The 13,405-nt window shown below is 44.1% G+C and carries 14 protein-coding genes; 2 read left to right on the top strand and 12 right to left on the bottom strand.

Translation table 11 applies throughout. From position 1 onward, the window contains the following. Positions 1-19: 19 nt before the first annotated feature. The 8 genes from GSY63_RS01755 to GSY63_RS01720 all read right to left on the bottom strand — a co-directional run bounded on the left by GSY63_RS01755 (position 20) and on the right by GSY63_RS01720 (position 6,640). The gene (locus tag GSY63_RS01755; RefSeq protein ID WP_166584101.1) at positions 20-397 is read right to left on the bottom strand and encodes a hypothetical protein; all 378 of its coding nucleotides are present in this window, start codon (positions 395-397) and stop codon (positions 20-22) included. A 23-nt stretch (positions 398-420) separates the two neighbouring features. Then, positions 421-2,862 carry a TraG family conjugative transposon ATPase gene (locus GSY63_RS01750; RefSeq protein ID WP_166584100.1) on the bottom strand — a complete coding sequence of 814 codons (2,442 nt, stop codon included), beginning with the start codon at positions 2,860-2,862 and terminating at the stop codon, positions 421-423. Between the two features lie 2 nt (positions 2,863-2,864). Next, on the bottom strand, positions 2,865-3,179 hold the full coding sequence (locus GSY63_RS01745) for a DUF4133 domain-containing protein (RefSeq protein WP_166584099.1): 315 nt from the start codon (positions 3,177-3,179) through the stop codon (positions 2,865-2,867). A gap of 37 nt (positions 3,180-3,216) precedes the next feature. After that, positions 3,217-3,561 (bottom strand): DUF4134 domain-containing protein, encoded by a 345-nt coding sequence (locus GSY63_RS01740; protein ID WP_166584098.1) that lies wholly within the window; start codon positions 3,559-3,561, stop codon positions 3,217-3,219. Continuing rightward, positions 3,558-4,211: a hypothetical protein gene (locus tag GSY63_RS01735; RefSeq protein ID WP_208094430.1), complete on the bottom strand. Its 654-nt coding sequence runs from the start codon at positions 4,209-4,211 to the stop codon at positions 3,558-3,560. The genes GSY63_RS01740 and GSY63_RS01735 overlap by 4 nt, the downstream gene beginning before the upstream one ends. A 78-nt stretch (positions 4,212-4,289) precedes the next feature. Continuing rightward, positions 4,290-5,123, bottom strand: coding sequence for an RteC domain-containing protein (locus tag GSY63_RS01730; protein WP_166584096.1), 834 nt, complete (start codon positions 5,121-5,123; stop codon positions 4,290-4,292). 95 nt (positions 5,124-5,218) lie between these two features. Continuing rightward, the gene (locus GSY63_RS01725) at positions 5,219-6,364 is read right to left on the bottom strand and encodes a hypothetical protein (RefSeq protein WP_166584095.1); all 1,146 of its coding nucleotides are present in this window, start codon (positions 6,362-6,364) and stop codon (positions 5,219-5,221) included. Positions 6,365-6,457: 93 nt separating this feature from the next. Then, positions 6,458-6,640, bottom strand: coding sequence for a hypothetical protein (locus GSY63_RS01720; protein WP_166584094.1), 183 nt, complete (start codon positions 6,638-6,640; stop codon positions 6,458-6,460). Positions 6,641-6,750: 110 nt separating this feature from the next. Here GSY63_RS01720 and GSY63_RS01715 point away from each other — a divergent pair, with 110 nt between their 5' ends. Continuing rightward, positions 6,751-7,809 (top strand): sensor histidine kinase, encoded by a 1,059-nt coding sequence (locus GSY63_RS01715; protein WP_208094428.1) that lies wholly within the window; start codon positions 6,751-6,753, stop codon positions 7,807-7,809. Then, a complete protein-coding gene (locus GSY63_RS01710; RefSeq protein WP_166584092.1) occupies positions 7,806-8,534 on the top strand; it encodes a LytR/AlgR family response regulator transcription factor in 729 nt (242 codons plus the stop codon). The genes GSY63_RS01715 and GSY63_RS01710 overlap by 4 nt, the downstream gene beginning before the upstream one ends. A gap of 2 nt (positions 8,535-8,536) precedes the next feature. Here GSY63_RS01710 and GSY63_RS01705 read toward each other — a convergent pair whose 3' ends face one another. The 4 genes from GSY63_RS01705 to GSY63_RS01690 are packed head-to-tail and all read right to left on the bottom strand — an operon-like array spanning position 8,537 to position 13,402. Next, complete coding sequence (locus GSY63_RS01705; protein WP_166584091.1) at positions 8,537-11,548, bottom strand: lantibiotic dehydratase; 3,012 nt, start codon at positions 11,546-11,548, stop codon at positions 8,537-8,539. An 18-nt stretch (positions 11,549-11,566) separates the two neighbouring features. Then, positions 11,567-12,157 carry a D-sedoheptulose 7-phosphate isomerase gene (locus GSY63_RS01700; RefSeq protein WP_166584090.1) on the bottom strand — a complete coding sequence of 197 codons (591 nt, stop codon included), beginning with the start codon at positions 12,155-12,157 and terminating at the stop codon, positions 11,567-11,569. A gap of 60 nt (positions 12,158-12,217) precedes the next feature. After that, complete coding sequence (locus GSY63_RS01695; protein ID WP_166584089.1) at positions 12,218-12,805, bottom strand: hypothetical protein; 588 nt, start codon at positions 12,803-12,805, stop codon at positions 12,218-12,220. Between the two features lie 3 nt (positions 12,806-12,808). Then, complete coding sequence (locus GSY63_RS01690; protein ID WP_166584088.1) at positions 12,809-13,402, bottom strand: HD domain-containing protein; 594 nt, start codon at positions 13,400-13,402, stop codon at positions 12,809-12,811. Positions 13,403-13,405: the final 3 nt, after the last annotated feature.

Below are 13,405 nucleotides of genomic sequence, written 5' to 3'. Positions count from 1 at the left end.
TGCAGATGTGATTGCTATATTATTTGATCATGCGGTAAACGGTACTGCCGAGCACCAATTCCTGCCTATCCGGTTTAAGAAATAATTTACGGCCCAGTTCCGCCTCCGATAATACTTGGTTCTCCTTAGTATAAACTGCTGTCCAGCGTTGTTGCTTGAATTCTCTCGGCATTACTTTGCCATCCCTTATCTTATTGAAACCGCTGTGCCTTTCAACCGTATAGGTATGGCCCGCCAGGTTATAGGCCGTGATCACGAGCGTGTCGTTGGTACGCGAGTACTCGTTCTCGAACTGCGTTACATAGACACCGGCGATGGCTTTATCTTCCACCCGGTTGCATGCCGCCATGCTCAAAAGCAGGCTGGTCATCATCATAATAGACAGGATAGTTTTCATATGTTTCGATTTTATGGTTTGCCTTATTTACGTTCCGCGACCAGGGCCTCAATGCCCTTTTCCATACTGCCATGTTTGGCAGCGTACTCCTGGACTTTGACCCGCTCCCTTCCCTCTGTGGTATAAGCAAAATATTCTTCCGGGGCCAATTCATTTTTATAGACCTTCATTACCTGCCCGCCGAGGTCGATGTAGATCTCCCGGTTATCCTTATTCACCGACAGGACCTGGGTCTTACCTTTATCGGACATGCCCAGCGTATCCTGCAGCTTATCGAATTTGTTCATGAACTTCCGCATATCCATCAAAATCTTGATATCGGCGTTATTAATGATCGCATCCTTGATAATGGGGGAACTGATGAGATCATCCAGTTCCTGGGTAACGACATTCGGCACGCCGTTGAATTTCCGCATGGTCTTAAAAGCATACTGGATAAATCCGGCCATGCCTGAATTGGCGATAGCCTTCCAGGCCTCATCTATCGTCAGCACTTTGCGCACCCCCTGAAGCTTGCGCATTTTAGAAAGGAACATTTCCATAATGATCAGGGTTACTACCGGGAAAAGGATCGGATGGTCTTTGATCGAATCCAGTTCAATGACGACAAAACGCTGATCGAGAAGGTTCAGGTTGCCGGTCGCATTCAGCAGGTAATCGAACTCGCCCCCCTTGTAATATGGGCGAAGCACATAGAGGAAGTTATCGATATCAAAATCTTTATCTTTTACTTTCTGCTTTTTGAGCAACTCCACATAATGCTGTTCCAGGTATTCGAAAAATGAATTAAAGCAGGCAAATTCAGCCGCATTTTGACCAATATGGTCATAATAACCCTGGAGCGCGTTCGATAGCGCCACATACTCACTGCGGATAAAACTTTCATCTTCCTGTTTCCATAGCGTCACCAGCAATGCTTTCAGGCTCTCCTTTTTCTCGGTATCCAGTAGCTGTCCGGGAGGCAGGAAAAAAGGATTAAAACGGATCGGGTTGTGTTCCTCGTAAGTAAAATAGTAACCGCCGACCAGTTCACATAAACCTTTATAACTACCGCCGATATCGACAGTGACACAATGTGCACCCTGATCGTACAAAGTGCGCAAAATATGGTTGACGGTCATACTTTTACCACCACCGGACGTGCCGCAGACCAGCATACCCATATTGGAAGTGATCCCGGTATTTCGTGGTGCATCGAACAGGTCGACGAAAACAGGCCTGCCTGTCAGCCGGTCACAAAAACGAATGCCTGAGGCTGGCTGATCGCTGCGGTAATTCGTCTCCAGGTTCAGAAAACAGGTGCTTTGTTCAAGGAAGGTATCAAACGTGTCATTCTCCGGAAAATCAGCGGCATTGCCGGGAATACCGGCCCACCATACCTGCGCGGCAGCGTCAGACTCCAGTTTAACGGAAGCTCCGATCTGAGCCATTGCTGAGCCGACCTGATTTTTGATCTCCTGCAATTGATCGCGGTTCTCGGTCCAGGCCAGCACATTAAAATGCGCTTTGACCGGGAGGCGTTGCTGGCCGATAGCTTCATTAAGAAAGTCATTGGTTGCGTCGCGGCTGATCGCATTCTCCCGACTATAAGCGGAAAGTGATTGTAAACGCAGCTTTTTGGCTTCCAACTGCTTCAATACCTTCCCCGTATCACCAATGAAAATATATTGGTTGTATATGTGATCGCAGGGCAGCAGCAGGTTAAGCTGTGCGGCAAAACCTATCGGAAACTTGGTTTTATCGGTACTGTATTTATCATAGGTCAACCTGCTGCCGCAAACGCCCGGTAGATCCTCACAGTCTCCCAGTGTGAAAAGCTGGGCGTGCTGATCTCCGATCTGCAAACGGTCTTTTAAATGGATATCTTTCAGCAGGGGCTGACTGTCTTTGTCCGAAAGAAAGCAATACTGTTCCAGCAGGCCCGGACGGTTAGCCGTTCCGCAAAGTTCCTGATCTTTCAACCGCTGCATCGTCACTAACCCACTGTCACACAGGATGCGCTCGAACTGGCCTGCTTTTTCCAAAAACTCGGTCAGCATCCTTCCATCAGTTGTTTGCCTTGGACTAACGCTTTTACGCATGATTCCTGAAAAACCGCTGGTTGCCTGTTTGCGGTCAGCGGCTTTTTTGGTTAGCATCAGGTAACAGGTATGCTTCAAAAAAGGACGGCCTTTAAAATGCCGGTCAGCAGCCCTGGTAAGAAAGTTCTCCGGCAGTCCTTCCGCACCATTGTATGCAGAACGTATAAAAATATCCTGCTTATGTAAAACGCTGTGTCTCGGCAGTACCTTGATCGCTCTGACCCAGGATTGATGATAGTTTTCATAATCTTCTTCCGAAAGTGTGAATAGCTCCGGTAATTGTAAACTGTACGCGATGGTCAGGTCCCCATAAACGGAAACCATGCAATCATGTTCGACCTTATAGATCGGAAAGATTTGTTCTGCTTTAGTGTAGGCGGCCATGATCAATAGGTTCTTCGGGTGAATAATTTGCGTGAATTAAATTTCAGATACCCGGGCAGGAATCGCCTGGCACCGCGTTTCATCAGTCCGTATTGGCCATACTTATGGCTGAACCGGTAAACCTGGGTAAACAATAAGGTACCCGCACCGGCAATGACCAGCATACATATATAGACCGGCACACCGGTAATATACAGTATGGCGAAAAGGACGAGCAAGCCTACCAGGCCTGCGCCGAGGTAACCAATATATTGAGCCTTCAAACCTTTAAATTCGATGGCTTTATTGATGCCTTTATTTATTTGATAGATCGCCATGATTACAATTTCCTTCCTTTTAATTTTGATCACTTGATTAAACCCCGAAAAATGATTTAAGCACCGTAGCCACCACCACCAAAAAGATACAGCTACCGAACCAACTGGAAGCAACCTTGCCGGTGTCATGCTCACCATCGTTCCATTTCTTATAAACTTTGATCGCTCCGACCAGCCCGACGATGGCACCGATGGCATACATTAGGTTCGTTCCGGTGTCGAAATAGCTTTTTACCTGTGAGGTCGCTTGGTTAATACCGGCATTCCCATCCTGGGCCATGGCGGATGTCAATCCTGCTACTAACAGGAAAGAGATCCCGCTCCAAACCTTAAAGGCGAATTGTACCACGCCTGTAAGATGTTTTGATCTGTTCGTTTTCATGCGCTTTGTAATTTTGTTTCGTTCAACCAATAGTTTTGTAATTCGCTGTTCGTTAGGGTAAAGGGAAAGAGGTCGGCACCTTCTGCCAGCAGGTAGGCGTTGATCTGGTCTACATAACCGGTACCCGCCAGGTCGGAATATTTTTGTACGATCAGCCGGAAAAGCATCTCGAAATTTTCCTTGCTTTCATTGGATTCGTTGATGACCCTGATCAGGGTCTTCGTTTCTGATACCATTTCTGAAAATTCACCGAGCAGGTGCACCTCGCCAAGGTTCGGCCGGATCGGCTGTACAAGTGCGGCAACCGGCCTTTCCTCATCAGGCGAAGCAAAAACGAGCTCCTCCTGATCTACGATATCCATCCCATCGGTTCGCGTTCCGCCAACGATATCAGCAGTGGGAATAATAAAGTCACCTTGGACGGATGACAGGGCAACTGCCGGCTTTCCCGATATGCGGCGCAAAAGATTACCCAATTCAAAACGATAATAGGTCAAACCTATAACGGCATAATAAATTCCTGCGATCACCAGTACTCCGGCTCCGTAAGCTGACCATGTTAAATGCTGTAACATAACCTGAAGTTTAATCGGCAGCCCCATTGCTGCCGATGATGGATCAAAGTTCCTCAAATACCGCCTCCCGGGCATCCGAGTTCATCCGACTCGGATAGTGTTAATCTGCCTGTATCATAAAAAAAGCGGCCTTTTGAGCCGCTTTACGACCGTTTATTTAAGTCGTTTCTGAACGCGAAGGAGGAAAGCCTCTTTCATTTCATCGATATAGGTCGTCGGGCTGGGTCTGCTGCTCAACCAGTCAAAGGTGTCATAGAAGTTACCCAGCGATACATTGAATACTTTTTCTATAAATTTCACGATGCTTTTCAAGTTCTTTTTGCCGAAGGCCTCCGTGGCGTGCCAGCAATAGATGAGTTCGATCAGTCCGCATTTGGTTTGCTGCCAGTCAAAATCCCTTAACTCCATATCCGTAACCATAACAGTATCCTTCTGGTGTAACCGCTGCACAGCAGATTGCAGGTGTTCCTGTAGCATTTCACTGGCCAGTACCTGCGCCAACTTGTGGTCATGGGTGGTACTAAAGGCAGGATCGAAGTCGATTACGCATTGATCCGGATCGAGGTAGACATCATAGTTTCCTCGTACAAAGTAATAATCATCCAAATAGGTCGCCTGAGTCCGGACGTACTGATAGAAAGATAAGTTACATTCAAAAAAATGGTGCAGAACCTTTGCTTCATTCTTCAGGTAATCGGAAATCGCACTGCAATCACCAATCGGACGCCGGATCTCAAGGTTAAGTAATGATTGGTAATAGATGAGCTGGGATTTGAACTTAGGTTTGATATGCTTGAAGAATTGAATTTCTTCAGCGGGTGTACCCGGATCATTAACCTTGCAAAAGTCTTTTAATTTTTTCAGGTATTTAACACAAGCATGAATGCTTTTTTCATACCGCTTGATCAACTGATCTTCTTCAAGCGTTAGGGCATTTAAATCCCTGTTCAGATCAGCATATAAACGGTCGCTAAATTTAGTTAACATAGTTTATCGCTTTAAGTAAATCGCACCGCCACCCGTTCTCCATAACAAGTGTCTCAAACAGTGCAGGCAGGTATCACTATCCCATAGGCGTTGATTTATGTTTTGGGAAAATAGGTTTTATCGATCATAATGATCATTCGTTGCAGGAAATCCCTGACCATGGCAGCGGTAGCCTGGTCCGCACTATAAAATGCTCGGCTAAAGCTTTTAACAGAAACATGGGGTTGTTTTTTGGTCTCAAAATGATCCGTAAAGAATCGCATGATATTAGATATGTTCGATATTTGAAAGCACCCTTCCAGATAACAAAGCCTAACAAAGAGTGCGAGTTGCGGCACGGAAAGGATCAAAGGCAACCGGGGCACCACAACTTCCTGTTTTATCTTGCGGGTCGCTGATTGCGGGCCTGTCGCGATATGATCGGACAGCCAATCGCGTAATAGCATATCTAATGGCTTGCGGCCGGCCGAAATACCCAGGACCTGTGAAATTGGTTCTATGATCAATCTTTTTGACTCCACGTGTGTTCCGCCGTTTTGTACAGTCAAATGGGTCTGGCGGTACCAGGACTCAAAATAGGTGCTGTTAAAATTCTGCTGATACAGTAAAGCCGTAAAACGTATAGTATCCGTATTCCCTTCTTCCAGTTTCAACTGAATAAGCCGGAGCAGTTGATCAACATAGATCGCTTGCTCGTAACTGATGGTTTGGACACGTAATTGATCCAAACTATCTTCCATGCTCCTGAAAAACACATTGACCAACGATGGCTCGATGGGTTGCCGCTCCAATAATGGTGCAAGCGTTTCAATTTTAGACCGGAATTGATTACTGGTGAGATCGCTTTCATATTGGGTGATCCCATGAATAAGATCAAAATAGGCATAAAATTGCCGGGCGATAAATTCGAGCAATTGCTGCAAGGCGCTTAAGGTCTTAATCAGCAATTCGCTTTTCCCGGGGATCAATGGCACCTCGACCTTGCGAACGTGTTGAAATACGATATCTGATAAAGTGATCAATCCGGCCTGGTGGAACTGTACGTAACGCCTGATAACATGGTCTTTGGCGGAGCCGAACACCTCGCTTATCATTCTTTGTTTTAGTTCTGTGCAGGACGAGACCAACCGCTCATATAGCGCTGCCTGAACAACTGCATTGCCGGGCTCGCTTATTATTTCTTTTGTGTTAACAATAATCCCGACACAATCCTCCACATTTGATAATTCTGACTTAAGCAAAACACTGAAATATTTGTTTCCAATTAATATAAGCTACATAACCGAGGGTTTAGGATATTTAGTTGACGGGAAAAAATTAAATAATATTTAACTTTATATTAACATTTTCCCCGCGTGCCCCGTATTAACTGTTGTGATGATGATGGTGACCGTTGCCGTGGTTGGATCTGTTTCAGTGGGCTTGGTAGTTTCGCTGTAAGCTTTTGTATTTCCCCTGTTAAAGTCGCAAATAGTTTCTAAACTTTTGTGCAACCTTTTTGATTTAATGTTTTTCATATTGGTAATTTTTATATCAAAACTACCGTGATGAAAATCGAACCTAAACTTTATTACACAGAGAGGCAATTGTGATATGCAGAAAGGCAAATGCCCGCAGAGACGTTATAATGAATATATCAAAGGTTATTTTGTTCAGACACCTACTGGTTTGGGCTTTGTTCATTCTTTATGAACTTGCCTTAATCAATATTACCGTTGGTCTACTCGCCTCACCACTTCAATATGTTATTTATTATGCGCTGAATATATTCCTATTCTATGGAAACGCCCACATCATTTTAGACTTTGCATTTTTTAGAACCTCGCGACCCTATTTGATCTCCATTGCATTGATCATCCTCGAATTATTGTTCTTCTTATGGATGAAACTTCATATTGATGTCTGGCTAACCGGCGGCGGCCCGGTCCGGTATGCCTTAGATACAATGCATGAAAAGATTTATCTCACCAATATATTCCGGGAAATATTTTTTATAGGGTTCAGTATCGCTTATTGGTCGATGCTATATATGGTAAAGTTTAAGGAACGGAACCACTTCATGGAAAAGGAAAGTCTTAGACAAATTACCCGTTCACTGGAGCTGGAGAACAAATTTATCACCGCCGAAAATGCCTTTTTGCAAAATCAGATCAGTCCTCATTTACTTTTTAATACGCTGAACTTCATTTTTAATGCGGTCCATAAACTTTCAGACAGGGCAGGCAAGGGAGTCATGCTCCTTTCCGAATTGATGCGCTACTCTTTATTAAGCAGTCAGGATAACCGGATGGTTCCATTATTAGCGGAAATTGGACAGATCGATAAACTGATTGAACTAAGTGCGTTACGGTTTCAAGGTGAAATATATCTTAAGTTCACTAAAAAGGGAAAGCTTAAAGAAGTGATGATCCCCCCGCTAATCCTTCTTACCCTGGTAGAGAATATGCTTAAACATGGGGATCTTGGCGATAGGAGTAATTCAGGTAAGATCGACCTGGAGGTCAATCAAAACGGCCTGCATTTTACTACACAAAATCTGAAAAGAAAAAGCACGCCCTATCCCAGCAGCGGCGTAGGTTTAAAAAATATTAAAAAACGTTTAGCCAACTTATTTCCTGAAAGGCACCAGCTTGCCGTCACAGAAAATGACAGTATATATAAGATAACCTTAACCCTGAACCTATGAATTTTACCTGCTACGTGATCGACGATGAACCGGATGCTATTGCGCTTCTAAAAGAATATATTGAGTTAACGCCCGACCTGACGCTGATAGGTCAGGCGCAAAATCCACTGGAGGCACTACCATTTCTTACCGGTGAAAACGCACCTGATATCACTTTTGTTGATGTTGATATGCGACAATTATCCGGCCTGGAACTGGCAGGAATGGTCAACCTGTATACAACGGTGGTTTTTACAACCGCGTTTCCAGAATATGCACTCCAGGCCTTTGACCGGGAAGCTTTCGATTTTTTGTTAAAGCCGATCAATTATGAGCGCTTTGCTAAATGCATTCAAAAAGCCAGAAGAAAAATTATCAGGCCGGCAAAAATTGCCGCAGCGCCAATGGATGATTTTTTCACGATCAAAAGTGAGGTTAAGGGCAGGCTGGTCAAAATCAGATTTGACGAAGTGATCTACATGGAAGGCTCAGCAAATTATATCCATATATATACAAATGATGGAAAGCACACCACTTACCTGACTATTAAAGAAATTGAACGGCATTTGCCGAAAACCATATTTGCCCGCATTCACCGATCATTCATTGTCAACATAAATTTTGTTAAGGTGATTGAAAGGGCGCAAGTCCGTTTACATAACGGCGAAAGTCTAATGATGGGTGACCAATATAAACAGGCATTTTTAGAACGTATGGATGAAAGGCTGATCAAAACCAACCGGTAGGCTTAGATACCCTTTTTTTGCCTGGCAATTCTGGAACGCATCCATTTAGATAACAAAAAATAAATGACCATTTCCTGTTCCCGCTGCTGGTCGGCAAACATCCTATTCAGGTGCACATGTATAAGACTAAGCAGGTAGTCTCTTTTTGACGCATTATTATCAAGCTTTTTATTAATTTCTATCGCTTTAAGCCGCATTTTTTTCAGCCAATGCTGAAGCTGTTTTTCCGGAAAGGGTTCCAGCGCATGCAGAAAAACATCGAGTTCCTGGCTGTGAACACGGTATTTATGGTCAAGTTCGACTTTGATGTTCTTTCCTTCAAACTCTGTAAAATAGTTTTCAAATGCGTTTTGCCAAAACTCCAGTTGTTGCTCTGCAGCAGAATAAAAGCCTTCGGTGATCACTTTAACAGTAAATGCAGCAGCCTGAAAGGACGGAATACGATTGCCGGACTTTATGGCTTTTAAAAAATGCACTACAAATTCACTGCTATACCAAAAAAATTCCTCGGTTTCTTCGATGCCGGCTGCCTGGTATCTTTCCAGTTCCCTGCTGTACACATCTAATTGATATTCCCTGATCAGATGCTGGTGCACATTATCTTCCAACACTAACCGTAAAGCCGCTAATACAGCATCGATATCTAAGGGATCGAACTTAAAACGTAAACGAATATGCGGCGCGTGATCTTCATAACGGATAAAAAACCAGCGGCTGATTCTGCCATGGATGAACTTTTTATTGATCACCTTTTGCAACTGAAGCAGTAATCGGTTCACGGCTAAGCGCGGAATATACAGTTTCAGATAAAGCCATTCAGTACCCGGGATAAATTTCCGTTGCTGATGGTGTTCTGTAGCTACAAAATGCGGTGCCGGCAAATGAAGGGGTTCATCGGGTATCATAACAGCATTAAACTGAACATGATATTGGTTGCCCGATTCTGAACCGATTACTGCTTCTTTTGATTTTTGCGGGAGGTATTCACGAATGACCATTTGTCTATGAGTACGTATTGTCTCACGGAATAGGCGTAAATCTTCCTCCTTAAGCTGATCAAAAACCAGTTGTTGGTCTCCCTCGGAAACTATGAATTTCTTCGGTAACCGATGCCTTTCAGCTAATTTCATGAAAGCCTCGGTTCCTCCGTTTTCGTTTTGAAGTTGCATTAATTCATCAGGGCTGATGATCCAGGTAGCCAAACTGAGTATTACGCCCTGATACATTACCCGGGGATAATAACTGAAACCCGGAAAATAATGGCTGAGATCAAAAGACAATTGCGTCCGCCCGTATTGATAAGAAAGATCAGCAAGGAAGCGAAACAGAGGAAGCTGGTCAATACTATGGTTATAAGCGCTGGTTAACCTCGGAATAACGTACTTTTGATGTTTTTTCGACCAAATCAGCGCCACGCTCCCGGCCAGTTCTACGTAAAGGTCATCAAGTGTTATGGTTTCCGTTCCAGGAATACTGGCTGCCAGTACAGGCAGCTGGTAGGTCCATAACTGCTCACGGCGATTTACATTATCTATATGGGGGTCTGCCAAATGCAGGATCTCGGCAAAGATCAGGTCGGGGTTTAAACTTTCAATTTGCGCGGCAATATCTTTACCGACCCTTGAAATCGAAGGATCAGCCAGTGTAAACCGACCAATTAGTGCAAGCGGGTTACACCCTCCGGCACTTTCAATAAATACCCCATCCTCACTTATATTAAAAAGCGCCGAAGAACCAAGGTTGGTAACTGAGGGCTGAGATCCCGGCAGTCTATTTAATTCCTTTTCCTCCAGGAATATTACGGTATCGTTCCGGCTCTCCATTTTAATCCAGGAGGCCATCAGACATCGGTGGGCTTCGGTCCAGAATACTGTTGACAGTCTTCCGCCCCTTGGACGGATATTAACGGTTTCTAATAATGGATTCGGTGATTCAAGCGGTTCTGCCTGGTAGCCGATACCCAATTCAGGATCAAGCGCCAGTAATAAAGGGATACGTTCACCTTCAAAGTGCTTTCGGAATTTTCCTTTAAATTCCTTTAATGCCGGTAACTGGTCTTCCGGGCATAATTTGTCCAACGCAGATAAACCCTGTTTCAAATCTGCCTGGTAACTGATATCGACTGAATTGACCGTTGTTTTGCGAACCAATATTGTATTAAGCAGGCTTTTTTCTTCAGCAGGTTCAGCGATGAGCGTTCGCAACCGGCTGTCGAGAATTTGAAGGGATGGCGCTAATAACAAGCCTTGCTTTTTTAATTCATATGCAGGGCCTAAATTTAATATCGCCGTATTAATGGTTAGCGATTTGTGATCCAAAAGATCTTCAACATGGCCAGTGATCGTCGCACGCTGCTTTGGAAGCAAGATTTGTGCATCCTTCAAAAATTCGAAGTATTCAACCCCCTCTTCCTGCGTACATCGCGCATCCCTGCAGATCCGCGCAATGATTAAATTCCTGCTTTTTCCGTTTTTGCAATACTTTAACAGCGCATTTAAAATTACCGCATATAAAGAAGACTGTAATTGATAGCTTCTTTTATGATTATTGCCCGACTCTTCCCTGATAAAGCGAAAATGTTTCTTTACCCGATACAAAGTCGGATTAGGTTCATAGCTAATATTTGGATTTTCAGCTGCTCGTTGCCGGAATAAAGATTGTAAGACCAATTCCGCAGGTTGAATAAATGATTGCATTTCATCAGCATTTTCTCTTAAATGAATATGTCCGCCACTTTCCCACACGCCAACATTGACCGATGCAAAATATCCGAAAGGCGTTGAACGAAAACATGCGCGGTTCAGGTACCGCGTAGCGCTTTTAATTTCCCTGCCGTTCATTTTTGAGATGTCAAAGCCGGCATTTAACAGTCGCGCATAGAATTGGGGACTGGCCAGAAAAAGGGCCGCCTGAAATAAGGGATCAAGCAGCGTTTCGGATAGTGGCTGCCTGTAACGGTTTACCGGAAAGATGGGTATGCGCTGTAGAATATATTTTGAAAAATGATAACTCATCAGAGGCCGAAATGAATTTTAGGGTTTATCTGCCGGTGCGAACATTCTGTCTGTTGCGCTGCATAATAAATGTCCCACCAGGATATGCATTTCCTGTACACGCGCTGTAACCTTGCTATTAACATTTAAGGTAACGTCGCAAATAACCGATACCATACCACCGTCCGCCCCGGATAGCCCAATCAGACGGCAACCCCTGTTTTTAGCTTCGAATAATCCGGCAACCACATTTTCACTATTCCCGCTTGTGGATATACCGATCACCAGATCACCTTCCTGGGCCAATGCTTCCACTTGTCGTGCAAAAACGGCGGCAAATCCATAGTCATTTCCTATCGCCGTAAGCGCAGAAGTATCCGTTGTCAGCGCAATAGCGGGCAAGCCGCGCCGCTCCCTCACATAACGGCCTGTAAATTCTGCTGCAATGTGCTGGGCATCACTTGCGCTGCCACCATTTCCAAACAGCAGTAGTTTTTTACCATTATTGATCGTGTCAATGATCATAGCAGCAGCCTGTTCTATTTTATCTAAAAAAACTGTTTCGGTTAGTGTTTGCGTTGCTTCCAGATGCTCCCGGATTTCGGCGGTCATATACTCGTGATTCTTCATTTTGTATTTTGGTTTTTATCAGACCGCCGGCCGGCAAACCGGAATTTTTCTGGATCTGTATTAGTTAGTTTTCTGATATTGCTTTAATCGACTGATAATATTTTGCTGTACTACCAAACGTTGCAGGATACTTTTTCGGAGTTCAGCAGTGAGCCGCTCTTGTAAAAGACCTACTGATATCTGGTCGAGATTTTCAAAGACCTGAATCATTACCCATGCATAGCGCTGATCCTGTTCAAGGCCTAAAGGTGGTTGAATGCGGAAAAAATTGGTCAGTGCTGCCTTTACTGTTATACCCAAATTATCAGGTATATCAAGATTGGCTAAAGCTGGCTTATCCTTATACAGATCGGCCTGAAGCTTTTTTAACAATTGCTGCATCGTCACCATAAATCCTGAGTTTGCCATATCCCTTTGACGGAATACCTCTTGTGTTGTTATTTGACGTGCTTTAGCATATAAGACATCCGAAATATTGAAATACGATTCACCTGACTCTTTTCGGGGTGTATTTTTTAACAGGGAATCAGCAGTATTTTGAAGGGCTTCAAGATAACTTATCACTTGCACTTGCTTGTCTGCTATTTGAGCAAAGCCAACGCTTGTGTAAAAAAAGAATACCAATAAGATCAGGCGCATCTGTTTCATATCTTATTCGTTGAGCAATAGTCTTAAATAATTAATATTTAAAATTTTTTGTGGTTCCCAAAATGACCTGGCTGGGGTGGTGAAGTAACGATGGCTGGTCAAAAATTCAAGATTCTGGCGATGCCAATCCTTTTCGCTAAAGTCCCTCTTCAAATGAACTGCCCACTCCTGACGTAAACTGGCCGACTGCAATTCGTAATCAGGTAATGAAAGGTGACGCATATCTGCATCGCACATCACACTCTGCATGGCCGAGGTAGGATGTTGGGGCATTTTGGTAGCCCTGATGCATTCATTAACGGAATGAATAAAATTGTCCTTTACGCCTTTTTCTCTTAAAAAATCACCGGCCAAAGTCATACTGATCGCCTCATGGCCATCATAGCTGTAACAATAACCACTATCATGGAACCAGGCCGATGCCTGTAAAATATGGCGTTCCCATTCGTTAAACAGCATCTGGCCGGATAACTCGGCTACAGCTGCCACCATTTGGCGGGTGTGGTTGATATTGTGGTAGAACATGCCCGACGGTAACTGGTGTAATAATAGACCGGTCACATGGCTCTCTATCTGTTTGATCAATTCTGTTAGCATTGT

Origin of the sequence: Mucilaginibacter agri, assembly GCF_009928685.1 — a bacterium.
Taxonomy (GTDB): domain Bacteria; phylum Bacteroidota; class Bacteroidia; order Sphingobacteriales; family Sphingobacteriaceae; genus Mucilaginibacter; species Mucilaginibacter agri.
Note: the sequence above shows the minus strand (reverse complement) of the source record. Positions and strands in the feature narration are given on the sequence as shown.